Annotated in this window: 29 protein-coding genes and 1 pseudogene; 11 read left to right on the forward strand and 19 right to left on the reverse strand. The window is 36.7% G+C overall.

All coding sequences use genetic code 11. The annotated features are described in order from the left end of the window. Positions 1 to 221 precede the first annotated feature (221 nt). Together ACIF8R_RS18060 and ACIF8R_RS18065 are read right to left on the reverse strand one after the other, a co-directional pair. On the reverse strand, positions 222 to 437 hold the full coding sequence (locus ACIF8R_RS18060) for a hypothetical protein (RefSeq protein ID WP_200028254.1): 216 nt from the start codon (positions 435 to 437) through the stop codon (positions 222 to 224). Positions 438 to 615: 178 nt separating this feature from the next. After that, positions 616 to 1,080 carry a MarR family winged helix-turn-helix transcriptional regulator gene (locus tag ACIF8R_RS18065; RefSeq protein WP_002050629.1) on the reverse strand — a complete coding sequence of 155 codons (465 nt, stop codon included), beginning with the start codon at positions 1,078 to 1,080 and terminating at the stop codon, positions 616 to 618. A gap of 629 nt (positions 1,081 to 1,709) precedes the next feature. Between ACIF8R_RS18065 and ACIF8R_RS18070 the strand changes: the two genes are divergently transcribed. Beyond that, complete coding sequence (locus ACIF8R_RS18070; protein WP_396482437.1) at positions 1,710 to 2,216, forward strand: hypothetical protein; 507 nt, start codon at positions 1,710 to 1,712, stop codon at positions 2,214 to 2,216. Positions 2,217 to 2,249: 33 nt separating this feature from the next. Here the strand turns inward: ACIF8R_RS18070 and ACIF8R_RS18075 are convergent, their stop codons facing one another. From ACIF8R_RS18075 to ACIF8R_RS18090, 4 genes are all read right to left on the reverse strand, one after another. After that, positions 2,250 to 3,968: a fructose-specific PTS transporter subunit EIIC gene (locus tag ACIF8R_RS18075; RefSeq protein WP_396482413.1), complete on the reverse strand. Its 1,719-nt coding sequence runs from the start codon at positions 3,966 to 3,968 to the stop codon at positions 2,250 to 2,252. Continuing rightward, positions 3,955 to 4,902 carry a 1-phosphofructokinase gene (gene pfkB, locus ACIF8R_RS18080; protein WP_396482415.1) on the reverse strand — a complete coding sequence of 316 codons (948 nt, stop codon included), beginning with the start codon at positions 4,900 to 4,902 and terminating at the stop codon, positions 3,955 to 3,957. The genes ACIF8R_RS18075 and pfkB overlap by 14 nt, the downstream gene beginning before the upstream one ends. A gap of 14 nt (positions 4,903 to 4,916) precedes the next feature. Beyond that, a complete protein-coding gene (gene ptsP / locus ACIF8R_RS18085) occupies positions 4,917 to 7,775 on the reverse strand; it encodes a phosphoenolpyruvate--protein phosphotransferase (protein ID WP_396482417.1) in 2,859 nt (952 codons plus the stop codon). A 222-nt stretch (positions 7,776 to 7,997) separates the two neighbouring features. Then, positions 7,998 to 8,858, reverse strand: coding sequence for an alpha/beta fold hydrolase (locus tag ACIF8R_RS18090; RefSeq protein ID WP_396482419.1), 861 nt, complete (start codon positions 8,856 to 8,858; stop codon positions 7,998 to 8,000). Positions 8,859 to 8,995: 137 nt separating this feature from the next. Between ACIF8R_RS18090 and ACIF8R_RS18095 the strand changes: the two genes are divergently transcribed. After that, positions 8,996 to 9,451: a hypothetical protein gene (locus tag ACIF8R_RS18095; RefSeq protein ID WP_396482421.1), complete on the forward strand. Its 456-nt coding sequence runs from the start codon at positions 8,996 to 8,998 to the stop codon at positions 9,449 to 9,451. A gap of 37 nt (positions 9,452 to 9,488) precedes the next feature. Here ACIF8R_RS18095 and ACIF8R_RS18100 read toward each other — a convergent pair whose 3' ends face one another. The 3 genes from ACIF8R_RS18100 to brnQ all read right to left on the reverse strand — a co-directional run bounded on the left by ACIF8R_RS18100 (position 9,489) and on the right by brnQ (position 11,905). Then, positions 9,489 to 9,734, reverse strand: a complete 246-nt coding sequence (locus ACIF8R_RS18100) for a hypothetical protein (protein WP_311070769.1) — start codon at positions 9,732 to 9,734, stop codon at positions 9,489 to 9,491. 258 nt (positions 9,735 to 9,992) lie between these two features. Further along, positions 9,993 to 10,412, reverse strand: a complete 420-nt coding sequence (locus tag ACIF8R_RS18105; protein ID WP_212283806.1) for a heme-binding protein — start codon at positions 10,410 to 10,412, stop codon at positions 9,993 to 9,995. A 191-nt stretch (positions 10,413 to 10,603) separates the two neighbouring features. Next, positions 10,604 to 11,905, reverse strand: a complete 1,302-nt coding sequence (gene brnQ / locus ACIF8R_RS18110; RefSeq protein ID WP_396464008.1) for a branched-chain amino acid transport system II carrier protein — start codon at positions 11,903 to 11,905, stop codon at positions 10,604 to 10,606. A gap of 352 nt (positions 11,906 to 12,257) precedes the next feature. On the opposite strand from brnQ, the gene map reads away from it, so the two are divergent. Next, positions 12,258 to 13,052 (forward strand): type I methionyl aminopeptidase, encoded by a 795-nt coding sequence (map, locus tag ACIF8R_RS18115; protein ID WP_311070775.1) that lies wholly within the window; start codon positions 12,258 to 12,260, stop codon positions 13,050 to 13,052. Positions 13,053 to 13,105: 53 nt separating this feature from the next. Here map and ACIF8R_RS18120 read toward each other — a convergent pair whose 3' ends face one another. After that, the gene (locus ACIF8R_RS18120; RefSeq protein WP_396482424.1) at positions 13,106 to 14,005 is read right to left on the reverse strand and encodes a LysR family transcriptional regulator; all 900 of its coding nucleotides are present in this window, start codon (positions 14,003 to 14,005) and stop codon (positions 13,106 to 13,108) included. Between the two features lie 245 nt (positions 14,006 to 14,250). Between ACIF8R_RS18120 and ACIF8R_RS18125 the strand changes: the two genes are divergently transcribed. Further along, a complete protein-coding gene (locus ACIF8R_RS18125; RefSeq protein WP_396482426.1) occupies positions 14,251 to 14,574 on the forward strand; it encodes a hypothetical protein in 324 nt (107 codons plus the stop codon). 46 nt (positions 14,575 to 14,620) lie between these two features. Here ACIF8R_RS18125 and grxD read toward each other — a convergent pair whose 3' ends face one another. After that, positions 14,621 to 14,962: a Grx4 family monothiol glutaredoxin gene (gene grxD, locus ACIF8R_RS18130; RefSeq protein ID WP_000138830.1), complete on the reverse strand. Its 342-nt coding sequence runs from the start codon at positions 14,960 to 14,962 to the stop codon at positions 14,621 to 14,623. A 227-nt stretch (positions 14,963 to 15,189) separates the two neighbouring features. Between grxD and ACIF8R_RS18135 the strand changes: the two genes are divergently transcribed. Further along, a complete protein-coding gene (locus tag ACIF8R_RS18135) occupies positions 15,190 to 16,398 on the forward strand; it encodes an aspartate aminotransferase family protein (protein ID WP_396482428.1) in 1,209 nt (402 codons plus the stop codon). A gap of 53 nt (positions 16,399 to 16,451) precedes the next feature. On the opposite strand, the gene ACIF8R_RS18140 is transcribed toward ACIF8R_RS18135, so the two are convergent. The 3 genes from ACIF8R_RS18140 to ACIF8R_RS18150 form a co-directional block, all read right to left on the reverse strand. Beyond that, positions 16,452 to 16,883 carry a CBS domain-containing protein gene (locus tag ACIF8R_RS18140; RefSeq protein ID WP_002132959.1) on the reverse strand — a complete coding sequence of 144 codons (432 nt, stop codon included), beginning with the start codon at positions 16,881 to 16,883 and terminating at the stop codon, positions 16,452 to 16,454. Positions 16,884 to 17,020: 137 nt separating this feature from the next. Further along, on the reverse strand, positions 17,021 to 17,395 hold the full coding sequence (locus ACIF8R_RS18145) for a DUF2750 domain-containing protein (RefSeq protein ID WP_263613862.1): 375 nt from the start codon (positions 17,393 to 17,395) through the stop codon (positions 17,021 to 17,023). 334 nt (positions 17,396 to 17,729) lie between these two features. Then, positions 17,730 to 17,963: a hypothetical protein gene (locus ACIF8R_RS18150; RefSeq protein WP_002050673.1), complete on the reverse strand. Its 234-nt coding sequence runs from the start codon at positions 17,961 to 17,963 to the stop codon at positions 17,730 to 17,732. A 215-nt stretch (positions 17,964 to 18,178) separates the two neighbouring features. On the opposite strand from ACIF8R_RS18150, the gene ACIF8R_RS18155 reads away from it, so the two are divergent. The 6 genes and pseudogenes from ACIF8R_RS18155 (at position 18,179) to ACIF8R_RS18180 (ending at position 22,443) form a co-directional block, all read left to right on the forward strand. Further along, positions 18,179 to 18,538 carry a hypothetical protein gene (locus tag ACIF8R_RS18155; protein ID WP_396482430.1) on the forward strand — a complete coding sequence of 120 codons (360 nt, stop codon included), beginning with the start codon at positions 18,179 to 18,181 and terminating at the stop codon, positions 18,536 to 18,538. A gap of 99 nt (positions 18,539 to 18,637) precedes the next feature. Continuing rightward, a complete protein-coding gene (locus ACIF8R_RS18160; RefSeq protein ID WP_002046830.1) occupies positions 18,638 to 18,964 on the forward strand; it encodes a hypothetical protein in 327 nt (108 codons plus the stop codon). Positions 18,965 to 19,071: 107 nt separating this feature from the next. Continuing rightward, a complete protein-coding gene (ftsY, locus tag ACIF8R_RS18165) occupies positions 19,072 to 20,178 on the forward strand; it encodes a signal recognition particle-docking protein FtsY (protein ID WP_343568034.1) in 1,107 nt (368 codons plus the stop codon). Positions 20,179 to 20,366: 188 nt separating this feature from the next. Then, complete coding sequence (locus ACIF8R_RS18170; protein WP_002046928.1) at positions 20,367 to 20,963, forward strand: nitroreductase family protein; 597 nt, start codon at positions 20,367 to 20,369, stop codon at positions 20,961 to 20,963. Positions 20,964 to 21,176: 213 nt separating this feature from the next. Next, entirely contained in the window at positions 21,177 to 21,842 is a 666-nt protein-coding gene (locus ACIF8R_RS18175) for a DUF2057 family protein (RefSeq protein WP_396482433.1), read from the forward strand. Between the two features lie 77 nt (positions 21,843 to 21,919). Further along, positions 21,920 to 22,443: pseudogene (locus tag ACIF8R_RS18180) on the forward strand (GNAT family N-acetyltransferase). A gap of 12 nt (positions 22,444 to 22,455) precedes the next feature. Here the strand turns inward: ACIF8R_RS18180 and ACIF8R_RS18185 are convergent. The 5 genes from ACIF8R_RS18185 to cydP are packed head-to-tail and all read right to left on the reverse strand — an operon-like array spanning position 22,456 to position 25,793. Further along, the gene (locus ACIF8R_RS18185) at positions 22,456 to 22,755 is read right to left on the reverse strand and encodes a cyd operon YbgE family protein (protein ID WP_396482439.1); all 300 of its coding nucleotides are present in this window, start codon (positions 22,753 to 22,755) and stop codon (positions 22,456 to 22,458) included. Next, complete coding sequence (cydX, locus tag ACIF8R_RS18190; protein ID WP_000270276.1) at positions 22,756 to 22,857, reverse strand: cytochrome bd-I oxidase subunit CydX; 102 nt, start codon at positions 22,855 to 22,857, stop codon at positions 22,756 to 22,758. A 13-nt stretch (positions 22,858 to 22,870) separates the two neighbouring features. Further along, positions 22,871 to 24,016: a cytochrome d ubiquinol oxidase subunit II gene (gene cydB / locus ACIF8R_RS18195; protein WP_396482435.1), complete on the reverse strand. Its 1,146-nt coding sequence runs from the start codon at positions 24,014 to 24,016 to the stop codon at positions 22,871 to 22,873. Beyond that, positions 24,013 to 25,599, reverse strand: coding sequence for a cytochrome ubiquinol oxidase subunit I (locus tag ACIF8R_RS18200; RefSeq protein ID WP_263613858.1), 1,587 nt, complete (start codon positions 25,597 to 25,599; stop codon positions 24,013 to 24,015). Before ACIF8R_RS18200 ends, cydB begins: the two co-directional genes overlap by 4 nt. Continuing rightward, positions 25,599 to 25,793, reverse strand: coding sequence for a cytochrome oxidase putative small subunit CydP (gene cydP, locus ACIF8R_RS18205; RefSeq protein ID WP_004701293.1), 195 nt, complete (start codon positions 25,791 to 25,793; stop codon positions 25,599 to 25,601). Before cydP ends, ACIF8R_RS18200 begins: the two co-directional genes overlap by 1 nt. Positions 25,794 to 25,949: the final 156 nt, after the last annotated feature.

Consider the following 25,949-nt stretch of genomic DNA (forward strand, 5'->3'; position numbering starts at 1 on the left):
GCATTAATACAATAACCACCATTAACTTTACAAAAGTAATATAAAATAAGAGCTTGCAGTAGCGTAAAATTCTTCTTGTCAAAAAGGATATATCATTCCTTTTTGTGCATTTTATAGCCTACATTTTCCCCAAGATGTAGGTTTTTTTTATGCCAAAAATTTTATTATTTTACTGTTTATTAAATTTTTAAGTTATAAATAAAAAAAGCCATAAAGGCTTTTTATACGGTTTCTGGTTTTTTCAACTGTTGTTGAATATAGAGATTCATATAGTATTGCTCTATATAATCATCAGCATAATTATTAGCCAATGTTTTTGTTGCTACTTGTTCATGCTTAGCATAGCAGTTCGTTTCCAAGTCCTTCTCAAGTACCCACCATTGGCGATTAATACGACGTACCTGAAACTTATCACTTTTATATTTTCTTTTAGCCATTTTTCCTAAAATTACAATGTAGATAATAAAAGAGAGTTTCTACTGGAGTTGAAAGAACATGTCAACAAGCATAGTGTTTAATTGGCTACTTTGTGAAATCTAGGTTCTGAGTCCTGTTCAGTAAATATAAAAAAAGCCCTCATAAGAGAGCTTGAAATCTAAACAAGTTTTAAAGAAATTAACGAGATAGATTTTTTAAAAGCATTTTTAAGCTTTCCATCATTTTTTCTAACTGTAGAGGGGTAATACCTTCAAATGATTGCTCAAGTACGACACTGGTTAGATCGTTAATTTTATTAATCATTTCAGTACCACGTTCAGTAAGATATACGCGTGTAATACGACCATCTGTTTGACAAGAATATGTTTCAACTAAACCTTCATCTTTTAAGCGATAAACAATTTTAGTTGTAGTCGACATCTTTGAAATAATCATGTCAGATAGTTCAGAAACGCTAGCGTGAGGTTTACTACTTAGCGCAAGCATAATGCGTCTACGTGAGTTATCTAAGCCATATTTTTTAAGGGCATTATCAATATTTTGAACATATTGAGCATGGACCTGAGTAATCCAATAATATGGAAAATCTTCAAGAGTGAAAGATTCCGTTGTAGGTAAAAAACGCGCATACTTCTTTGTCATTGACTTTTCCCCATACCTTGGTGGATCGCATTTTATGAAACTAATTTTAATAGTTGAAAAATATAGTTTCACTAAGCAAGTTATATCAGGACTTTAAGTCATGAGCAAAATTTATATTGTTTGATTTAACAAGGACAAACTATAAATTTTGCTAATCTGATAAAACTTATTTCTTACCGTTTATTTGAACTTGGCTGCTCGCTTGTTCGTAAAATGAACGATACCTGTTTGCATGAGAATCCTAGAAAAAAAAAGTTGTTTTGAACGTGACATTTCTATAAAAATTTTTTGTCTATAAAGTCATAATTATAAAAAATTAATCCATTTAATAAAGAAATGTTTAATTTAATCAATAGTTTAATTTGGTTTGAAATACTAAAAATTTACCATACATTTAATATAATTCATCTTTTAATCTAAACTATTAAAATTTATCTTAGTTAGTTAATTGAAAAATAAAAAATTTTCACTTTTCTTAGGAGTTTTGATTTTTTAACTTTTTATTATTTGTTTAACTTGAATATTAGATTAATTGTTGAACTATTAAGTTTTGCACTATTGTTGTTTTTTTGTTTGTTTTTGGTATAGTGCGCGTTTAAATGAGAAATGAAAATTTTTGCGTATTAATCATGAAAAAAATATTAGTTACTTCTGTATTAGCTTTTACTTTAGGTTTAAATGGCTGTGCAAGTATTATAACTGGGTCTTCGCAAGTAGTTACCTTTACAAGTGTGCCAGAGTCAGCTTCTATTGAAATTAAAAATAGAAAAGGAAAGAAAATACATACCGGTCAAACGCCTGTTACTGTTAGTTTGAAAAAAGGAGCTGGATACTTTAAACCTGAAAAATATGAAGTAACTTTTAGTAAAGCTGGTTATCAAACTAAAACTGTAGAAGTAACAGGAACACTTAGTGGTTGGTATTTTGGTAATATTCTTTTTGGTGGCTTAATTGGAATTTTAATTGTAGATCCATTTACCGGAGCGATGTATAGATTAGCTCCAAAAGATGTCAATGCAGTTTTAGAAGCTCAGAACTTAAAAGAAGAATCTAATCAAAAGCCAACTCTTGCAGTGATATTAGCTCAAGATATTCCTGAACAAGTTATGGCACGTGCGATTCAAATTAATAAATAATTGAGGGAGAATATTAATTCTCCCTTTTATAAGCTATGCGTTCGGTAATAACTTTTCTTCTTGGTTCTTTTTAAGGATGGCATAACTTACACCCGTGACGATGCTTCCAGCTGCAATTGCTGCTAGATATAACCAAGCATGATTGATTGCATTTGGAATCAGAAGTACAAATACGCCACCGTGTGGAGTAACAAGTTCACAGTGAAATAGAGCAACTAATGCGCCAGTGACTGCACCACCTAAAATACAAGTTGGAATAACACGCATTGGATCTTTTGCTGCAAATGGAATTGCACCTTCTGAAATAAAGCATAGACCAAGCACGAAAGCAGCTTTACCGGCATCTTTCTCACCTGTACTAAATTTATTTCTAGCAAGGAAGGTCGCAATTGCCATACCTATTGCAGGAACCATTCCGCCGGCCATAGTGGCTGCCATTGGCATGTAAGTATTGGTTGTAAGTAAACCGACTGTAAAAGCATAAGCGGCTTTATTGATTGGTCCGCCCAAATCAATACACATCATACTTGCCAGAATAATTCCCATTAATACGGCATTTGTGGTGCCCATGTTGTTAAGGAAATCTTTCATTAACTCAAAAATATGTGCTACTGGTTGGCCAACCACATAGAACATAATGAGACCGACAAATAATGTTCCTAATAATGGAATAATTAAAATAGGTTTAAGAGATTCTAAGCTAGTTGGTAGTTTAAGTTTTTTGGCAATAAATAATGCGATATAACCTGCAAGGAAGCCAGAAACAATACCACCTAAAAAGCCCGCTTGTAGCTGTGCTGCTAATAACCCACCAATTAAACCAGGTGCAAGGCCAGGACGATCTGCAATTGAATATGCAATATAACCTGACAGCATCGGTACCATTAGGGTAAATGCTGCCGCACCAATCTGTTTTAATATGGCTGGTAGGCTGCCTGCTTGTTCGGCTGCATTCAAGCCAAAACATAAAGAAAGTGCAATTAACAGGCCGCCTGCAACCACCATAGGCAGCATATAAGAAACACCAGTTAATAAGTGTTTATACACACCAACTTTTTCAGTTTTATCTTTATTTTCAGTTGTAGCTTGTTGTTTACCTTGTTCTAAAACTTGTGCATTCGCAATTGCTTCGGCAAAGGCCTTGTCGGTTTGTTTTAATGCAAAACCAGTACTGCATCGATAAACACGTTTACCTACAAAACGGTCTGTGTTGACCTCAATATCAGTGGCTAGAATAACAATATCGGCGTCCGCAATCGCTTGTGCTGATAAAATATTCTTCGCACCTACAGAACCTTGAGTTTCTACATCGATTTGATACCCAAGTCTCTCTGCACCTTGCTGTAACGCTTCAGCTGCCATAAATGTATGAGCAACTCCAGTTGGGCAAGCAGTAATTGCAACAAAGTGAGTTGCTGTATTTGAAGCCTGCTTAGGTTTTTGATCCCATTCATTTGCTGGTTTCGAGTGTTCAAGCGCCGTTAAAAGTGCTTTATCAGCATCTTCTTTAATATCTTGAATAGAAACTAAAGACAAAGCTCTTTGACCAAAAATATTTAGGTTTTTAGGTTGTTGCCCAACAATAATCACATGATTAAAGTCATCACCTGATTCAAACTCATCGAGTGAAATAACGCTGTGTTTATAACCATGTTGTGTTGCGACTAAAGCAAGTTTACGAGCTAAAATCAAAGCATTGACTTGCTGTTGCGGACTATTAGTGACAAATAATAAATGTTTAGCAGTTTGCATCAGATTCACTCAATGAATTGATAGTAGTTTGTGCTTTTAATTGGTCTAGAACTTCGGGACTAGGAATTCGAAAACCAATTTGTGTTACAGCATGGCTTGCAATTGCTGTCGCAGTTTTTAAAGTTTCTTCAGGAGATAGTTGACTTACAAGTCCGTGGATCATACCCGCTAAGAGGGAATCACCAGCACCGACTGTACTTTTTACAATAACTTTTGGTGCTTGAGCATGTAGGGGATGAGAGGCATGCAGCCAATTTACGCCATCTTCACCCATTGAAATCACCACATGCTCAATGTCGGTTAAGCTGTCAAAAAGTTTTCTTTGTTCGGCATAGCTTGTTGCAGGACGTTGATAACTTTCTACGAGCTCATCAGTATTAGGCTTGATCATCCAAGGTTGACATGCAATTGCGGCAACCAAAGCTTTACCGCTGGTATCTAATGCAACTTTTTTATTTTGTTTTTTGATCAGTTGAATAAGTTGTTGTAACTCATCAATACTAAAACCTTGGGGTAGGCTACCAGCTATTGCAACCACTTCAACTTGTGGTAACAGAGCTTCAATCTTATTAAATAGGCTTTGTTTGTCTGTTTCAGAAACAAAGAATCCTTTGCCGTTTAAATCGGTCATCCGCCCAGAATGCTCAGCAATTTTTATATTTTGGCGTGTTTCCCCATCAATATAAATGAATTCGGGTTGAAATTGAGCTTGGGTAAAATGTGTATCGAAAATTTGTCGATTATGCTCGCCTAAAAAACCGGTTACGATTACATCGTGACCTAAGTCTTTTAATACTTGAGCAACATTAAGGCCTTTACCAGCCGCATGAATTTCTACCGACTCTTGTCGGTTCACTTCACCTACCTGTAACTCATTTAGTTGGATGGTTACATCAATTGCAGGGTTTAAAGTAACTGTTAAAATTTTAGCCATTACTATTCCCAATTTTATAAGTCTTGTTCAGAGAGCTGGCGTACGGCAGGGGCGCTATCACACAATAAAGCTTGTTGCGCAAGTTTTTGAGCATGACTATAGCTCAGCGTACGAATTTGAGCTTTTACGAGTGGAATACTATTTGGCGACATACTCAGTTCGTCCACGCCCAATCCCATGAGAATAGGTACAGCTTTCGGGTCTGCTGCAAGCTCACCACAGATTCCCACCCATTTGCCGTGTTTGTGGGCAGCCTTAACAGTTTGATCAATCAAATTGAGAATACTTGGGTGTAAACCGTCTGCTTCAGCTGAGAGTATTGGATGGCCTCGGTCAATCGCTAACGTATATTGAGTTAGGTCATTTGTTCCGATACTGAAAAAGTCGACTTCTTGTGCAAGAATTGGCGCAAGTAAAGCTGCAGAAGGAACTTCAATCATAATGCCAACTTGTAAATTGTCACATGGATGTTGAGCTCTTACTTCATCAAGAATCGCTTTTGCAGCACGCCATTCTTCAACGCGTCCAATCATAGGGAACATAATTCGTAATGGACGATTATCCGATGCTTTTAATAAAGCAGTTAATTGCTGTCTTAAAAGCTCAGGACGCCTTAAGGTTAAACGAATTCCCCGTAACCCTAAGAATGGATTTTCTTCCTCAGCAATTGGTAGGTAAGGTAAGGGTTTGTCACCACCTACGTCTAATGTTCGTACAACAAGTGGGCGGCCAGCAAGTGCATCTAATACCACTCGGTAGTCAGCTTCTTGAACCGTTTCACTCGGTGCACTGCTATGAGACATGAAAACCAGCTCTGTACGAAGTAGTCCAATGGCTTCTGCACCACATTCTACTGCTTGTGCTGTTGCTTGAACTTTACCTAAATTGGCAGCAATTTCGATTTGGTGTTGATCTAAAGTAATAGCAGGTTCTTGACTATGACGTTCGGCTTCTTCACGAATTTGACGCTGTTGCTCACGCTCTTGTTTAGCTTGTTCGATTTGAACTTTATCTGGATTTAAAACAAAAATTCCCGTGTCACCATTAATGAGTAGGGTACTTTTCTGATCAATTTCCAAAACTTGTTCACCAGCACCAACAATAGCTGGAATGCCTAAAGCACGTGCCACAATTGCACTATGAGCACTTGCACCGCCTATAGCAGTTAAAATACCTGCAACGCGATCTTTGTTAAGACGAGCTACATCGCTTGGCCCAACATCATGCATAATTAAAATATACGGCTCTTTAGGCTCTTCAATAACCACTTCACCACATAACTGTGTTAAGACTCGATCACCAATATCGCGTAAGTCTGTTGCACGTTCAGCGAGTAAACGGTCTGGTAGGGCTTCCTGTGCTTTGGCAGCAGCTTCAATATGTTCATGCCACGCAGCTGGTGCTGATAAATTTTGATTAATTTTTTGATATACACCATTGATCAAATCAGGATCATCAAGCATTTCTAAATGAGCTTGAAAGATTTGTTTAATTTCAGAAGCATCAGCTTTGGCAATGACTTGGTGAATATTGTTTTTTACGGCATGTAATGCAATATCTAAATTTTCTTTCTCAGCTTTTACACTTAAACCCATACGTTCATACTGATAAACCTTCGGCTTAATCACATGTACTGGGCCAAAAGCTAAACCACTTGATGCCGCGATTCCTGTATTGTTAGCTAATGTCGTAGCATTTGATACAGCAGCTTGCACAGGTTGCTGTTCAGGTGGTTCGCTGGTTACTGCTATTGCTTCAACTTCTTCACCTAAACCTTGCTGCACTGCCAAGACAACTTGATCTAAAGCATCTACTGCATCGGTTTCTGGTTCTGCGATAAAACGTAGAGTTTGCCCACGTTTACAACCTAAGGCTAAAAGACGAGTTAAACTTTTAGCAGAAACAAAGCTACCATCATCTACAGCAACTTGGATATCACCTTGGAAAGTTTTTGTGAGATTGACTAAATGTGTAGCTGGTCGAGCATGTAAACCGTGGGCATTTGCTAATACCACTGAGCGTTGAGGCCAGTCTGGAATAACATCAGCCCCAATAATTTTTGCAATTTCGTTTGGAGTTTGGGTTTTATCTAACTCGGCCACTTGCTCCGGGTTAAATAAAATATCAATTAAACGATTAAATCTTTCATTATCGAGCTGATCATTAGCAGCAATACAAACGAGCGTATTTAGCTTTTTACCATGTAGCTCTAAAACCTTTGATGGTTTAGTAATGCTAATGGCAGGTTGCTGAACAAAGTGATTGCTGGAAATGGACCAAATTTGATCTTGCAGTTGAATGGCTTGTTGTGGATCAAGTGAACTTAGAAAACCACATTTTACAAAATTATGTTTTTTTAGCGTTTGAGAAGCTGTCCAAAATAAGTCTTCGATATCTTGCGCATCAATTTCGGTTTGAATGAGATTTTCATGAAGCGCTAAAGATAATGGCTGAGCTTGTAGTAATTCTATAATTTGTTCGGGTTTAGAAGCATTTTTTACTTGTTCACTCACATCATGCATTAATGCCCGAGTAAGAATTTGCAAAACTTGTAAGTGTTCATCAGATTTCGCTGCAATCACGACAGCTAAATAGATTTTATTTTCTCCATCCCAGATCACGCCTTCAGGAAAATGAGCTAAGCGAATACCTGTTTTTAGAATATATTCACGTGATTGAGGAGTACCGTGGGGAATAGCAATACCTTGGCCTAAGTAAGTCGCGCTTTGTTGTTCACGATTGACGAGTCCTGTTATATATTCAGGTGTAACTAACCCATCTTTTTCTAATATATCTACTAGACACTTTAATGCATGTGTTTTATCAACAGCACGTTGATTCATATGAATATGTTGAGGCTCTAGTGCTAGCATAATTATCCTTGAACAATTTCTTTGGCTTTAGCTAAAACAGAAAAAAAGAAGCTGTTTGCATTAAACAAGTAAATATACCTGTTTTGACAACAGCTTCAGATGAATTACCTTAGCAGAACTTTAAATGTATATCGACGCATTTAAGTAAAAAGCTGCTCGTTTTTAATACAAAAAAACCTCTAAGCCGGATTACTGACTTAGAGGCGAAAATAAAAGCGGTGATTAATGATTTATTTCTTGTTCTAAAATAGGCCAAAGTTTTTGATGTGATTTTTTAAATAACAGCATATGGCCAATTGATTTATATCCTAAATCTTTTGGATTAAGTTCAATCATTTTTTTATTTGCATTTGGATATAAACTTAATAATTCTTGTACGTTGCGTTTAGTTGCAATTTCATCATCATCAGCCCAAATAGCAGTAATTGAACACTGAATATCTGAATGAAAATCATAAAAAATAGTCTTGCCTATAGCATTTTTCACATATCCGGGACGGCTACAAAACTCTCGCCATTGTTGAGCAACTTTTTTAGGTAGATTTTCTCCCATACCAATAAATTGAGTTGCACCATAACCTTTAACAACACTAGAAACAGGGAAGATAAGATTAAACATAACTGGCGCTAGAAACTTGGTTTTTCCTTTAAGGCCTTTAATATGTCCAGTTGAGCCTGCAACCGTTATTACTTTTGCAACTTTATTATAGTTAGGTACGACTCCTAGTAATTGTCCACCCGCGCTGTGTCCAATAAGAATAACTTGGTTTGCTTTCGTTTTTGTTAATAAAGCATCAATTGCAGCAGGGATATCAAGTGTTCCCCAGTCGGTAATACTTGCGGTACTTTGTTTTAAAGCTCCATGTAGAGACTCGCCAATACCACGGAAATCGAAACTCAATACATCATGGCCTTGTTGACTTAGCCAAGTTGCAAAGGAGTGATAAAAGTTTTTAGTAATACCTGTTGCTGGACAAATAAGGACAGGGTATTCAGTTTTCTTTTCTTGAGCAGGATAAAATTGAGCTGCAAGCTGATAACCATCTTTACAGGTTATCCAAAAAGATTCATAAGTCTTATCCATAGATTTAAAGTGAATTGTCTAATCATTTACCTTAATGTACATGAGTTCTGAAAAGGCACTTGATTAAAATGTGACTACAAAGTCAAGATTTATGTTATACAGCTCATCAAATTTTAATAAAACGAATAACGGAAATTATGGAAATATCGAAAGCTGTACAGTTGGCTATAGTCTTTAGCGGTGTCTTTTTATGGATAGGAATGTTAACAGGAGTATGGAAATATTGGCAAATTCGCCATTCTGAATTAAGCCGTGCACATTATTATGTAGACATTGCACATAGAAGCAGTTTGCTTTATGCCGCAGCTACACTCATTTTGGCTGTATTAAGTTATTTTACGGTTTTAAATGAAGATATTGCTTTATGGTGTGTATTGGCAAATATACTATTTTTTAGCTTCTCAATTTTAGTTTATATCATCCACGGGTTTTTGCAGGATACGACCAATCAGTTTAAACAACCCCATAGGTTAGGGCACTTTAGTTTACCGACATGGTTGATGACTTTCATGATGATCGGTTTAATTGTTACTGAGCTACTAGCAACTGCTATTTTAGTTATGGGAACGATCTTGTTGTTCTTAAGCAAATAAAAAATGGATGATCACTCATCCATTTTTAATCTTTGTATTACTGTGACTGACTCAGTCGTCTTTTAGCTAATTTTCGCATTTTGTGGTCGACAAAGGCCCATACACAAAATACGAAAGAAACAACCATGGCATACATAAAGTATTCGGGTTTGAGATTCCCTTTAATCATACCTTGAAACAGTAGAGTCAGCATAAGAGCAAGCGTTGTTACTCCATAAACAACTGAATCTTTACTGTTCAGAGTGTTAATGAAGACTTGTTTGTTGAAATGTAATGATAACATCTCCATCCCTCCTTGTGGTTGCGCTAAAACCGAATGTTTTAGTCAAGAATAAGTTTAATGTTGTACTTGTATTTTTAGCTTAATTCAATAGTCAATTGAAAAAATTTTGAACAGTTTTATGAAAACCTCTATATTTATAAATAGTTAAGGTATAAGAAAGGTAAATATTAAATATTTTTGTATAAAATACTTAATATTTTAGAAAAGAGAAATTTTTAGGTGAAAAGTGTAATAATTTCTCTTTTCTCTCAATTTAATTTAGTTGCTTTGTTTCTTTAAGAAGACATCAATTGCGTGTTGTGCAATTTCAGCATCTTCAAAAGATTGGACACCAGAAACACCAATTGCGCCTAAAATCTGGCCTTCATAAATAATCGCTTTTCCGCCTTCTAGCATACCTTTAGCACTTGGTAGACTTAAGAAACCAAGACGGCCATTTTGAAGAAGTTCTTCGTAAAATTTTGAAGGGCGACCGCTCATTGATGAGCATTTAGCCTTTTCTAGGCATATATGTGTACTGAGAGGAGAAGCGCCATCTAGGCGTTTCATAAGTAATAAAGAGCTTGTTTCATCAACAATGGCTATACTGACTTTGAAGTTGTGTTCGATTGCATATTTTTGAGCTTCTTCCATTAAAAACTCTGCATCTGCTAATGTTAGGTAATATTTAGTTTTCATTTATGCTCTTCTTTCCTGAGTAAGCTAAAAATTATTTTAGTGTAATATTACAGTAAAAATTAATTATATCTATAGTTGAATTGTCATTAAATACTGGTGTTGGAAATAAAATGCCGGTTGGGTAAACGCAGCATTTTATTCGATATATAAAATCATGTTTGGGTAAAACTCGATTTCAAAAAAACACCAGATTAAATGCTTTTATGTTTAACTTTGTCGATAAGGGTAGTCACCGCAAGAACAACTAAAGATGGGATCAACCATGCCAAGTTTTGTTCATTTAATGGTAAATGTTGAAGGAAAGTAGGAAGGTTATCCCCAAAACCAGCAACTTTAAGCCCATCGATAATTCCGAAAATTAAAGCAATACTTGTTACTGAACCAACAATAAACGATGGCTTATGCCAAAATTTCCAGAAGAAACTGAGCATAATAACCACAATAGCAGGTGGGTAAATTGCACTTAAAACCGGTACTGATACGGCAATGAGTTTGGTTAATCCAAGATTAGAAATAATGAAAGAGAAACCAACTAAGATGAAAACTAAAAGCTTATACGGTAACTTAGTGAGTTGGGCAAAATATTCACCACATGCACAAGTTAAACCAATTGCAGTAACCATACAGGCTAAGAAAATGAGGCCAGTTAAGAATAATGAACCCATGTTTCCAAAAGCATGTTGAACATATGCATGTAGGATTACAGCACCATTCGCTGCATTTGGTGCGACTTCATGGCTACCTAAACCTAATTTAAATAAGCTTAAATAAACTAAAGTTAGACCAACACCTGAGATAAGGCTGGCAATAATTGCATACTTGGTTACTAGTTTTTTATCAGTAACACCACGCGAATAAATCGCTTGAATAATGACGATACCAAATACTAAGGCACCTAAAGTGTCCATAGTGAGATAACCATTTACGAAACCTTCTGAAACAGGAGAGTTCACATAATGATTAATTGGCGCAGGAACATAGCCCGCAGGAATCATAACCGCTGCAATACCTAAAATTGCTAAAGCGATAATTTTTAGAGGTGCTAGAACATGTCCAACTGTATCTAAAAGCTTGTTTGGATATAAAGAAACAACAGTTACAAATGCAAAGTAAATCGCACTGTAAATTAGAAGACTACTGCTTGATGTTCCAAAGTATGACGAAAAGCCAATTTCATAAGAAACTGTTGCAGTACGTGGCGTAGCAAATAAAGGGCCAACTGATAAATAACAAACCACTGTTAAAATCAGACTTGCGATACGACCTAAAGGTGAACTAATGATTTCAATGGAACCCTGCATACGAGAGAGTGCCATAATCGTAATTACGGGTAAGCCAACGGCAGTAATCAAAAAGCCTATGGCAGCTAGCCATACATGATCACCGGCTTGTTGTGCCACAATGGGAGGAAAGATAATATTGCCAGCCCCAATAAAGAGGGCAAAGGTCATAAAACCTAAGGCAATAATATCTCCGGTACGAAGTTGTTGCATAAATTAAATTTAACGAAAAAGAAAGAATTTTAGAGCAAAAGAGAGCATGATCAAGCGCTATTTTATGTGAAAAAGCTTTTTTTCAGGACTTAAAAATCATTCAGAGATATGAAAAATATCAACTGGTTAAGTTATCTAATTGAAAAATCATTGAAAGAAATAAAGAAAACAGTTTTTAAGTCTGACTTTTTAAGGAAATTATGTAAAAATAAAAATATAAAATACGATTATGAATGTTGAATATTTGGGCATTTAAAGCTTTCCGCCTATCCTATATCCATTCTAAAATACTCTAAATTAACTAACATTTTTGTAGGCATGGTAAAAACAGTCCCTACGAGGATAAAATTGAATGAGAGCTTCTACTGTTACAATTAAAACTGAACAAGATCTGGAAAAATTAAGAATTTCTGGGCGTTTGGCTGCACAAGTTTTAGAAATGATAGGGAAGTATGTTAAGCCAGGTGTAACAACTGAATATTTAGATAATATTTGCAATGATTACATCGTAAATACTTTAAAAGTTATTCCTGCCAATGTTGGTTATCATGGGTTTACAAAAACAATTTGTACCTCAGTAAATGAAGTAGTTTGTCATGGTATACCTTCGCCAAATAAAGTTTTAAAAGATGGCGATATTATTAATATTGACGTAGCAATTATCAAAGATGGCTATTTCGGCGATACGAGCCGTATGTATTATGTGGGCAACGTAAATCCGCATGCGAAAAAATTAGTTGAAACAACCTATGAGGCGATGGTTGCTGGTATTCACACAGTTAAACCAGGAGCTACTTTAGGTGATATTGGTTATGCCATTCAATCAGTTGCTCATCGTGAAGGATATAGTATTGTCCGTGAATACTGTGGGCATGGCATTGGTAAAGTTTATCATGAGCAACCTAATATTCTGCATTATGGTCAACGTGGACAAGGTTTAGTTCTGAAGAAAGGTATGGTCTTTACGATTGAACCTATGGTTAATGCAGGGAAACCTCAAGTTAAAGAATTAAACGATGGTTGGACGGTTATTACTCAAGACCTTTCTTTATCTGCTCAATGGGAACACATGGTTGCAGTTACAGATACTGGTTTTGAATTACTGACACCATGGCCAGAAGGTGTGGGAAGCTATCCGGAAATTTAATAGTTATAAAAAAGTTCGATAATTTATCGAACTTTTTTATAGAGCTTAATTTATTAATGTTCTGAAAGTTGTTCCACAAGATAATCAATGAATACACGCACTGCTGGGAGTAATCCTCTACGAGACGGATAAACAGCATGGAATATACCGTGAGCTGCTTTCCAATCTGGCAAGATTTGCACAAGTTGCCCCGATTTCACAAAGTCTTCAGCCGCTGTATCAGGTAACAACGCAATACCACAATTTTGACTCGCAAGTTGGGCGAGCATGTAGATATTTGTTCCCATGATGGTTGGACTAACTTTCACTTTCTTCAGTTGGTTGTCTGGGCCATGCAATATAAATTGTTGATCTAAATGCTCTTCAGACAAGCTTAAAATACGATGATCACTTAATTCATCAGGTGATTTAATATTACCAAACTCATTTAAATAAGCTTGGCTTGCAAAGAGGCTTTGTTCTATCAGCGCAAACTGTCTTAATACCAGACTAGGGTCATCATCTAGTTTAGATCTGACCCGTAGAGCAATATCAATCCCTTCATTAATAACATCAACGCGGCGGTTACTTACAATCAGTTGTAAACGAATCTCAGGGTATTTTTTTAAGAATGCTGGTAAAATTTTAGGTAGCTGGTTTTGTGCAATGTCTACCGGAACACTTACTTTGACTACACCTCTCGGTTGAATACTTAAATGATCAACTAAATCATGGGCTGCTTGAGCAGCATTCATCATGACTTGCGCGTGTCTATAGATATCCATCCCGATATCGGTAACAGCAAAATGACGAGAACTACGCTGAATTAAGCGAACCCCTAAATTTTCCTCTAAATTATAAACACGACGACTTAATTTTGATTTTGGAATGTCGGTAACACGTTCGGCAGCACTAAATCCACCATGCTCAACAACAAGGGCAAAACAATAAAAATCATCAAGATCTGTGAGCATTAAAATATCCTATTTATGCAACACTAAAGATTTTACATTATTAATTTTGCAACGATAAAGTTTGATTTTAATTTTTTGTAAAAAGCTTATAAATATGACTTAAAAAGAGGAGTTTAGATAATTTGAAATTTTAATGTAATTACATTGGAATGTTTTTGTAATTTATTTTTTGGAGTTGAAAATCAAATATGGCGTTCATGCCTTAATTTTCATAAAATGTATTTTTCTCGATTTTTTTTTAAAGTATGTCTTACCAGTTAGTTGAATTACAGAATGCAGAGGCCAATATTCTTTGCCCAATTTGTAAGCTTGCGGTTATTGATTGGACACAAGAGCAGTACGTTCAACCTTGTGAACATACATTGTTCATTGCGATGGATTTGGGCTTTGAATTTGTAGCTGACCGTTTTGAAGAATGCATGACTCAAAATGTAGATGAGTTACATGAAGATCCGAACATGAATATTTTTGATGCGATAACGACTACACCATATAAAAATCTAACTATTTTAAAAGCAGATCTTGGTGTAGATGGTTTATTTCGCTATGTAGGGATAAGTGATTGTTAAATTCATGAGTATAAAAAAGCCAATCTTTCGATTGGCTTTTTTATTATTACGCTTCTGGAGCTGCGCTGTATTGTTCGATTAATGGTTTTAATTCGCCATTTTGGAACATTTCGAGCATGATATCACTACCACCAATAAGCTCACCATTTACCCATAATTGTGGGAAAGTAGGCCAGTTTGCAATTTTTGGTAAAGTTGCACGAATATCAGGGTTTTCTAAGATGTTCACATATGCAAATGGACGACCAATTTGACTGAGCGCCTCTACTGCACGTGCAGAGAAACCACATTGTGGAAACTGTGGAGTGCCTTTCATGTAAAGTAAAACGGGATGCTTCGCAATTTGATCGCGAATTAACGCTTCAGTATCACGTGCTTGTTCAGTCATATGTAGATCCTCAACTAATCTTGCAGCATTATAGGGGGTGTTCACATTGCTTTGCAAACCACCTTGTTGCTTAAAGTTGCATAGAATATTCAATATTTTATTGTATAAACCGAAGTGATAGTAAAAAGCAGACGAAATTTTAGATAAATGAGTGATGAGACTTTTCATCAGCGCAAGTTTTTGTTTATATAAACCCTTCTTAAAACCTCATACAGACAGAGTTCGTGATGACTGATATTACCCTAGCTCCAGTACAACCTGATCAACCAACACACTTAATGGCTACTTATGGTCGCCAAGCGATCAGTTTTGTCCGAGGCCGAGGGGCATATCTTTATACACAAGATGGTACAGAATATTTAGATGCACTTACTGGTATTGCTGTATGTGGTTTAGGACACGCTCATCCAGCTATTACAGAGGCAATTGCAGAACAAGCAGCTACACTCGTACATACAAGTAATTTGTTTGAAATTCCTTGGCAAACTGCGGCAGCTCAAAAGCTTGCTGAAGTTTCGGGTATGGAAGAGATTTTCTTTTCAAACAGTGGTGCTGAGTCAAACGAAGGTGCAATTAAAATTGCGCGTAAATTTGGTACTCAACAAGGTATAAGCCTGCCAAAGATTATTGTTGCTGAGCAATCATTTCATGGCCGTACTTTAGCTACGCTTTCTGCAACAGGGAACAAGAAAGTACAAGATGGCTTTGCTCCTCTGGTAGAAGGCTTTATTCGCGTGCCATTTGGTGATATTGAAGCTATTCAAGAAGCAGCCTTACAACATCCCGATATCGTTGCTATTTTGATTGAGCCGATTCAGGGCGAAGGCGGCATTAATACCGCGCCACAAGGGTTTAGCTATTTAGAAGAAGTTCGCCACCTTTGTAATCAGCATAACTGGTTGATGATGCTGGATGAAATCCAAACTGGTAATGGTCGTACAGGTAAATACTTCGCATATCAACATACAAATATTATTCCAGATGTTTTAACCACTGCAAAAGGTTTAGGTAATGGTTTTCCAGTGGGTGCTGTAATGACTCAAGGTAAAGCTGTAGGTTTGTTAGGACCTGGAAGCCATGGTTCGACTTATGGCGGTACGGTATTGGGCTCTCGTGTGGTTTATACCGTAATTGATACGATTCAAAAGGAAAATGCAGTAGAGAATGCAGCAGTAGTGGGTAACTATATTGTTGACCAATTACGTGCTCAATTGTCTGGTAAGAGCGTACAAGTACGTGGTTTCGGTATGATGATTGGTATTCAACTACCTAAAGATTGTGCTGAGCTTGTTGCGATTGCTCGTGATGAATACAAGCTTATTATTAACGTTACCGCAGGTTCTGTGGTTCGTTTATTACCTCCAATTAATATGACACAAGCTCAAGCCGATATTTTGCTAGAGCGTTTAGTCGCTTTAATTACGAATTATCTTTAAGTATTAAAGGCAATAAAAATGGGAGTTAATCGCCCATTTTTATTTTTTTGTATTTAGCCTGAAATATATTGTTTTAATTGTTCAATTAAAACTTTTTGGTCTTCCATAGCGGCTTTAACTAAGTCACCAATTGAAATAAAACCAACCAATTTTCCATTATCCAATACAGGTAGGTGACGTAAATGACGATCGGTCATGAGCTGTAAACATTCTTCAACTGTATTATTTAAACCTACCGTAATTACTTTTGCCGTCATAATTTCAGCAACGGTAGTGCTATAAGACGAACGCTCCATAAGTGTTACTTTTCGTGTGTAATCACGTTCAGATAATATTCCGACAACTTTTTCACCTTCTGCTACGACTAAAGCACCAATACCTTTTTCAGCCATAATCGTAATTGCTTCAAGGACAGTCGCTTCGGGTGAAATTGTAAAAATCGCTTGTTCAGATTTGTTCTTAATTACTTGTGCAACGATAGTCATTTCTTCTGTCCTGTTGTTTTATCATTTTGATTTAAATTAGCTCGATTTTTAAAAAATGCAAAGACTAACGAGTCATTCAAATATAAGTTTTATGCTCAAGCGCTCAAAAAGCACTCTAAATTTGGTAGCTTAAAACTTTAAGCTACCTGCCATTTTGGATGATTGAAAAAGAAATGATGCATTTGTTGAGTAGATAACTTCAACTTACGATGCGATGAGTTAAATAAAGCAGGGGTCACTTTTAACCGTGTTAAAGTAGGTAATAAAGATTCATGGAAGTCTTTGGGAGTAATTTTTCTTGGCTTGTAATTAGGCCAATGAGTTTTGGCATATCGATGTGCTTGAACTCCATTTAACCAAAACGGGAAAATAAAATCTTCCTGATCTGATTTAATAGCCCAGCCTTCATCAAATAGTCCCCAAAGAACCCCACAGTACATCATGGTTCTTAAAATATAAATCTTGATCATCAAGTCTTTAGAAACCGGTTGTAGATTAGTTAAACTGTTCATTTTAAATTTAAAGGTTCTCAACTTGTCTTGCCTATTATAAGAAAACCACATGACATTTCAGTTTAAACAGGTGTCAAATCGTAAACAAATATTGATGGCTCGAAATATCTATATAGATCAATGCCCAAAAAAAGGTAATGCTGGAGCCGAGATTGAAGTGATGAAGTAAGGCTGTAGATAAATAGATAACTTTAGTCTCTTACAGGAGAAAAAACGCCACCTGAGCAAGACAAAGCGATTAAAGCTTTGGCGAAGCGCAAGATGAACATAGTTATGGTTAATTTATATTGAACTTTTTACAGGTATAAAAAAACGCCACCTAAGTGACGTTTATTTATGCTTGCATCGTGGCCAACTTCTGCCAATATTGTGCTTTCATCGAGTCACGTTCTACGCGGAAACCTTGATAATATAGTTCTGCTAAGAACAGAGCAGCTTTACCGTGACCAGCACGAGCAACTTCTTCTAACTGTGCAACCGCATCTTGGAAATTCATTTGAGAGTGAATTGTGTTAACCGCAGTTGCGTATACATGTTCTAAATCATGATGAGAGATACGTTGAATCATATAAAACTCCTTATTTTAATTATGATTACTTTTTCTAAAGGCCACTGCCTTTGAACTAATGTAACTTAGAATTGTTAAACTAATATTACAAATTAATGGATTTGTCAACTATTGATCGGCATCAGTTAGTTCACTATTAGGATACATGATTAAACATTATTCACAAATAATTTTGAGTAAAATCAATATGAGAATAAAAGACAAGGAGAATAACTATGACAAATACTATCGATGGCTTTGTTTTTGATACTCCTCCTAAAGAGGAGCAAATCATAGAGCTTGCCCATTACCATCGTAAATTATTAGATGAAGCAATTTTCCACCAAGAAATACATTTAGGGGATTATTGTCTAGCACAACGTAAACGTGTTTTTGACTATGCTCGTCAATTAGCCCCTGACCAAAAAGTTCGATTCTATAATGTATATGATGGTGAGCTTAGAAAAATTGCAGATGAAGATGAATTGCATCCGGCTGATGCAGAAGAAGGTTTAAGCATTTTTGCTATGTTACTGGTTTTAGTAATTATTGCGGCAATCTTATACTTCTCTGTAATTCGCTCTTTAATAAGCTAAAGTTTGTTATCCAGTAAGGATAAAGAATAGAGCCTTACTGGATTTTGACCTTGTGCTGAAGTGCATTGAACCCTACACTACATAAATTAGAGGTAGGTCATGCTCACATTCAAAGAAAATTTTCTTAAATTAAAGTCTGAGTTCAAGGCAGATCAATGTTTTAATCTGGTTGTGATTATTATCATTGGCTGTATTTTTATGCTGTCTTATTTAGCATTACTTCGTCCTGTCAACTCAGAACAGTATCAACGTATTGTACAACTTTCACGGCAGGCGACATATCCTAGAACTCAAGATATGGCTGAGTTGATTATGGCTCAATCAAAAATTCATAGAGCAGAGTATTTAAAGCTAATGCATGCTTATCAGTTTGAACATGATCACATCAAGGAATATCCTGCGTTAGCACAAGAAGATACTCAATAAATACTGTCTTTATTTCAACAAGGTTTTGCTCGCTATTGGAGCAGGCAAAAACTTGAATTTATGCTAAACTTTCTGTTTTTTAACACGCTGCTTTTCAAGGAATCGGCATGCAACAACAATCGAATATGCAAAATAAATTCTTGATAGATGCTGAGATCGGGGATGACGATGTCACATTGCCTAATTTACCTGCTATCGATGTTCCTATCGTTGAGTCACCTGTTAAGCAAGAAGTAAAAGCTGAAGAAATTGTTGAAGCTGCACCTTCAACTGAACCAGAGCAACCAAAGTCTGGTTTCTTTGGCCGAATGAAAGAAGGTTTGACTAAAACTCGTCGTAATTTTACCGATGGTATGGTCAATATCTTAATTGGTGGTAAAGAAATTGATGATGAGCTGCTTGAGGAAGTCGAAGAGCAATTATTAGTTGCAGATATTGGTGTTGATGCAACAAAAACGATTATTACCAATTTAACTGAACGTACTGCACGTGGCGATTTAATTTACTCACATTCGCTTTATAAAGCTTTACAAGAAGAGTTGGTTGCTTTACTTGCTCCACGTGTGAAGCCTTTACATATTGACCCAAATAAATCGCCTTATGTGATTTTAATGGTTGGTGTGAATGGTGTAGGTAAAACAACGACTATTGGTAAATTGGCTAAGCGTTTGCAAGGCGAAGGCAAGAAAGTAATGCTAGCAGCAGGTGATACATTCCGTGCAGCTGCTACTGAACAATTACAAATTTGGGGTGAACGTAACGATATTTCCGTTGTTGCCCAAGGCCATGGTGCAGACAGTGCTTCGGTTATTTTTGATGCTTTTGAAAGTGCGCGAGCTAAAGGTATTGATGTATTGATTGCAGACACCGCAGGCCGCTTACATAATAAAAGTAACTTGATGGAAGAGCTTAAGAAAGTTAAGCGTGTTATGCAGAAAATTGATGCAACGGCACCGCATGAAATTATGTTAGTAGTAGATGCAGGTACAGGGCAAAATGCAATTAACCAAGTACAAGAATTTGACCAAGCAGTTGGTTTAACGGGTATTACTATTACTAAGTTGGACGGCACTGCAAAAGGTGGTGTGCTGTTTAATATTGCTAGCCGTACTCATGTACCAATTCGTTTTATTGGCGTGGGTGAAAAAATTGATGATTTAAGACCGTTCTCGGCGAAATCATTTGTAGCAGCACTATTTGAAACAGAAAAATAATTTGCAGCTTATCTATAAAAAACCTCACAAAATAGTGAGGTTTTTTTATATTTATATCTTTTTTTATTGTTGCGAAAATAAAACGAACTGTCATATTTTTAATGCTGATTATAAGAAATGAGTTTCATAGACTATATTCATTCCCAAACAACGGCCAATGGTCAATCAAATAGGTAGGAAATAACAAAATGTCTACTTTCTTAGATAAAATTAAAAACCGTCGTACTATTTATGCAATTGGTAAAAATGTTGCATTAGATCGCACAAAAATCGAAGAAACAATTCGTGAAGCGGTTAAACATAGTCCATCAGCATTCAACTCTCAATCTTCACGTGTAGTAACCCTTTATGGTGAATCACATGCTAAATTTTGGAACTTAGTTCGTGAAGCGTTACGTAAAATTGTTCCTGCAGATGCGTTCGCTGGTACAAATGCAAAAATTGATAGCTTTGTTGCTGGTGTCGGTACAGTACTATTTTATGAAGATCAAGCTGTTGTTAAAAGCTTACAAGAGCAATTTGAATTATATGCAGATAACTTCCCAGTTTGGTCTGAACATTCAAGTGCAATTGCTCAGTTTGCGACTTGGACAGCACTTTCAGAACTTGGTTTAGGTGCGTCTTTACAACACTATAACCCAGTTGTTGACGCCGATGCTGCTGAAGCATTTGATGTACCTGCAACTTGGAAATTACGTGCTCAGTTAGTATTTGGTTCTGTTGAAGCGCCAGCTGGTGAAAAAGCATTCATTAGCGATGAAGACCGTTTCAAAACATTTAACTAATTTTAGTTGATGAAAAGAGTACCTAAACGGTACTCTTTTTTTATGTGTTTAAAATTAACGATCAAAAATAGTTATTTATTATAATTCAATAATATATTTTAAAAGTTTTAAGTGCAGCTTCGCCAAAAGAATAAGTGTCATAAAATCGTCATAATCATATTGCATATTGCTCATGTTTTTAGAAACTATTAAATATTATAGAGACGTGAACAGATGACTTTAAGATTAAGTATTGCTGCGATTGGTTTATTACTCAGCGGTTCAGTATTTTCAGCAGTTACAATTACAGCACCAGAGGAAATTGTAATCCTTGCGGTGAATGGTCAAGAAGTCAATTCAGGATTATTTCGTTCTTCTAAGAATAACTACAAAGTTGATGCTGGTACAACGAACCTAAGTGTGCGTTATCAAGAATACTTTGAACATCTAAATGGTGAACACGATATTGTTAAGTCTGGAGTCGTTACAATTCAAACACCAACATTAAAAGATGGTCAAACCTATAAGCTTGCAATGGTAGGTGCTCCAAAAGAATTTGAACAAGCAAAAAAATATGCTGAGCAACCAACAGTCGCTGTATATAATTCAAATAATGAACTAGTTGTTCAACAGACTGGTGCAAATAATGAAGCAAAACCTTGGTTTGCAACAGGCTTGTTAGGTAAGGTTACTGACTTCACGACTAAATCATCTAAGCAACAACCTGATGCCGTATATGCAAAACCGACCACAGCTCAAGTTGCTGCACCTATTGCCGTAACAGTACCTTCGGCAGGTGTGGCACAAACGAATGATCAGCGTTTGGTCGAAATTTGGCAAAAATCTTCTAAAGCTGAGCGTCAAAAATTTATGGCTTGGTTAGCTGAACAATCAAATTAATCAATTGCTATTCAAAATAAAGCCGATTTAATATCGGCTTTATTTTTTAGAATATTTTAAATAGCCTAAGTATATTTATGATAAATTTAAATTTCCGTTTAGCTAAAGTGAGTGATATTTCCTCACTTGTAGATTTGATTAATCAGGCCTATAGAGCGCAACAAGGTAGAAGTTGGACAACTGAAGTTGAATTTGTAAAAGGACAACGTATTAGCCAAGAGCAATTGAAACAGCAATTAGAATTACCGAACTCAGTATTATTAGTTGCAGAAATAGATTCTTCACAAATTGCTGCATGTATAGGCCTTACATTTCAAAACAACGCGGTTGAGATAGGAACATTCTGTATAGATCCTCAAATACAGAATATGAAAGTAGGTCGTTCGGTTCTGGAGTACGCTGAACGGTTTGCTTTGCACAAAGTACCGGAATTGGACAGTGCCTCATGTATGTTTTGAATGTGCGTTCAGAGCTAATTAGTTATTATGAGAGACGCGTATATACAAAAACAGGCAATCAAGAACCATATCTACTTGAAGCAGATGTTGGAGTTCCACTTGTACCTATTAAGCTGATTGAAATGAAAAAGGACCTCAAATGAGGTCCTTTTTGTTTAGGTTAGAAACCAGATGTAATAGCCTAAAAGCATGAGAGGCCAAGCTACCCATGGACTAAATAACCATTTCCATAACCAGAAGTGGGGTACAAAACCAACACCGTAAATGAAACCTCCGGAAATCCCCACCATGACCAGCATAAGCTGGCTATGATTATAGTGTCCGTTTGCATCTAACATTAGTGAAGGATGAACTAGTAAAATTGCAGCAAGCGGCAATGCCAACAGAAATGAAATGGCCATTGCAAATGCTTGAGCTTTTCTTTGATTTGATGCTGTCATTGCGTTTGCCATGATTTATTCCTCATCTAAATTTTGATGATGTTCGATATAAAGAGCACTCAATACACCTGCAAAACATGCCATCAAAATCCCAAGAATCCATGCGAAATACCACATTTGCTTCTCCTTATTAGTACAAGCTGTGCGAGTTTGACTCGATATGTTTGTTGGTAATCACGCCCCACATTTTGTAATACGACCAAGTTGTATAGAGCAAAATGATTGGAACAAAAATGCATGCAGCAACAGTCATAACACCTAAAGTACGGTGACTTGATACAGCATCCCACATTGTTAAGCTAGAGTTCGGGTTAATACTCGATGGCAATAAAAATGGGAAGAGAGCAAACCCAGCAGTTAAGATTGCACCTACAATCATTAAGCTTGTACCGGCAAAGCTTAAACCTGCTTTTGCTTTTGATGCTGTAAAGAAGGCAATAATTGCCCCTAAAATTGCGACAACTGGAGCAACCTTAGTGATTGGATAGCTGGAGTAGTTGTTCATCCAACCTGGGTTGTTATTTGTGACGACTTGTTTCGCTAAAGGATTAAGAGCAGCATTTGGATCAATTGCAGCAGCATAACTATAACCAGGAACTTGACCGAAGTATAACCATGCCCCAATTACAAGGAAGCAAACCAAGAATACTGCTGCCATAATTTGGGTGGCTTTGGCAGAACGCTGTTTCAAAGCGCCGTCTGTGCGAAGCATAAGCCAAGCACCGCCGTGCGCACACAGCATAGATAAACTGACGATACCGCAAACTAAGGCAAATGGGTTAAGAAGAGCAAAGAAGCTACCTGAATATTCAGAGCGCAATGTGCTATCTAAACTAAAAGGAATACCTAAAAATAAATTACCGAACGCTACACCGAAAACTAGAGCAGGCACGGCACCACCAATACAAAGCCCCCAGTCCCAAGAGTTGCGCCATTGTGTATTTTCAAGTTTAGAACGATAGTCGAAACCTACAGGGCGTAAGAATAGGGCAAATAGCACAAGTAATAAGGCCCAGTACATTCCTGAGAATGCAACTGCGTAAACCATTGGCCAAGCTGCAAATAGGGCGCCACCTGCGGTAATAAACCAGACCTGATTACCATCCCAGTGCGGTGCAATAGTATTTATAGCAGCACGACGTTCGTTATCAGTTTTACCAACAAAAGGCATGAGTGCCATTGAGCCCATATCGAAGCCATCGGTTAAAGCAAATCCGATGAGTAGGACTCCAACTAACACCCACCATATGATTTTTAGGAGTTCGTATTCAATCATGATAAAACCTCCCCATTAACAGGTGCTTTCGGCTCTTGTTTTTCAAAATGATATTTACCAGTGTGAAGAGAACTTGGTCCTAAGCGAGCAAATTTAATCATTAAGTACATTTCAATAATTAAAAGGACGGTATAGAACGCTGCTAACGCGAGGATAGAGCCCCATACATCACCTGTACTTAAACTCGAAGTTGATAAGTGTGTCGGTAAAATCTCACCGATAGACCAAGGTTGACGACCTCCTTCAGCGACATACCAACCTGTTTGTGCAGCAATCCACGGAAGAGGTAATGCAAACAATGCGTATTTGAGTAACCAAGGTTTATTTTCAGCATTTCTTTTTGCTACAGCCCAAGTGGCTAAAATGAAAAGAAGCAACATTAAGAAACCAGAGGCCACCATTGCACGGAAAGAGAAGAACAATGCAGTCACATTTGGAACAGTGTCTTTGACAGCGGCTTGAATGTTTTGTTCACTTGCATCCACGACATTTGGTGCATATTTTTTAAGAAGTAGGCCATAACCTAAATCTTTTTGGTTTTTCTCAAATGAAGCTAATAACTCTGGTGAGCGATCACCAGCACGTAGTTTTTCAAGTTCAGCATAAGCAAGCATACCGTTGCGAATACGAACTTCATGCTGCTGCATGAGATCTTTAAGACCAGTAACTTCTTTAGTTGTTGAGCGAGTTGCAATTAAACCTAATGCATAAGGAATTTTAACTGCATAGTCTGTTCGCATTTCTTCATGATTTGGTACACCAAATAATGTAAATGGCGCAGGCGCAGGGTGAGTATCCCATTCAGCTTCAATTGCAGCGAGTTTAGTTTTTTGCACATCACCTAGTTCATAACCAGATTCATCACCAAGTAAAATCACTGAAAGTGTAGAAGCGAGTCCGAAAATTGCGGCAATTGCAAATGAACGGCGAGCAAAAGGAAGATCACGTTTTTTAAGCAAGTAATAGCTTGAAATGGCGAGTACGAAAATCGCACCTGTTACATATCCAGCAGAAACAGTATGTACAAATTTTACTTGTGCAACAGGGTTGAAAATAAGAGCGCCAAAATCGACAAGCTCCATACGCATGGTTTCGAAGTTAAATGCTGCGCCAACAGGGTTTTGCATCCAACCATTCGCAACCAAAATCCAGAGAGCTGACATATTAGAGCCAAGAGCAACTAACCAAGTTACACCTAAATGTTGTACTTTGCTCAGACGGTCCCATCCGAAAAAGAATAAACCGATAAATGTCGACTCAAGGAAGAATGCCATTAAGCCTTCAATTGCCAAGGGTGCACCGAAAATATCACCTACATAGTGTGAGTAATATGCCCAGTTTGTCCCGAATTGGAACTCCATGGTTAAGCCTGTAGTTACACCTAAGGCAAAGTTAATACCAAATAATTTTCCCCAAAACTTAGTCATATCTTTGTAAATTTCTTTACCAGATATCACGTAAGTTGTTTCCATAATGGCCAGAATAAACGCAAGGCCTAGGGTCAAAGGTACGAAAAGAAAGTGATACATTGCGGTCATGGCAAATTGGAACCGCGAAAGATCAACCACGCTTTCAGAAATCATCAACGTGTCTCCTTAATGTGGGAAGTGTTATCGCCTGCAATATGCTCAGCGACTTGATTGTCGAAATTTTTGGGGATAGTGGGAGCATCAAACCAAATATGTTTGATTGTTAAGAGAAGCACGACTTTAATTATTAGAATAATCGTAATTTCTCTAACTAATTTGGCATTAATATCTAGATTTTTAAGGCTCATAAAATAAACCTCGATACATATTAATTTCATTATTAATCAAAATATATTAAAAATAAACAATAAATATATTTTAAATAAAAACTTAATTATCTTTTTTATACAAAACAATAACTTATATATTTAAATAATTTTAAATAAAATATCTAACTAAAATGG

Source organism: Acinetobacter sp. ABJ_C4_1 (assembly GCF_044538495.1).
Taxonomy (GTDB): Bacteria; Pseudomonadota; Gammaproteobacteria; order Pseudomonadales; family Moraxellaceae; genus Acinetobacter; species Acinetobacter nosocomialis_A.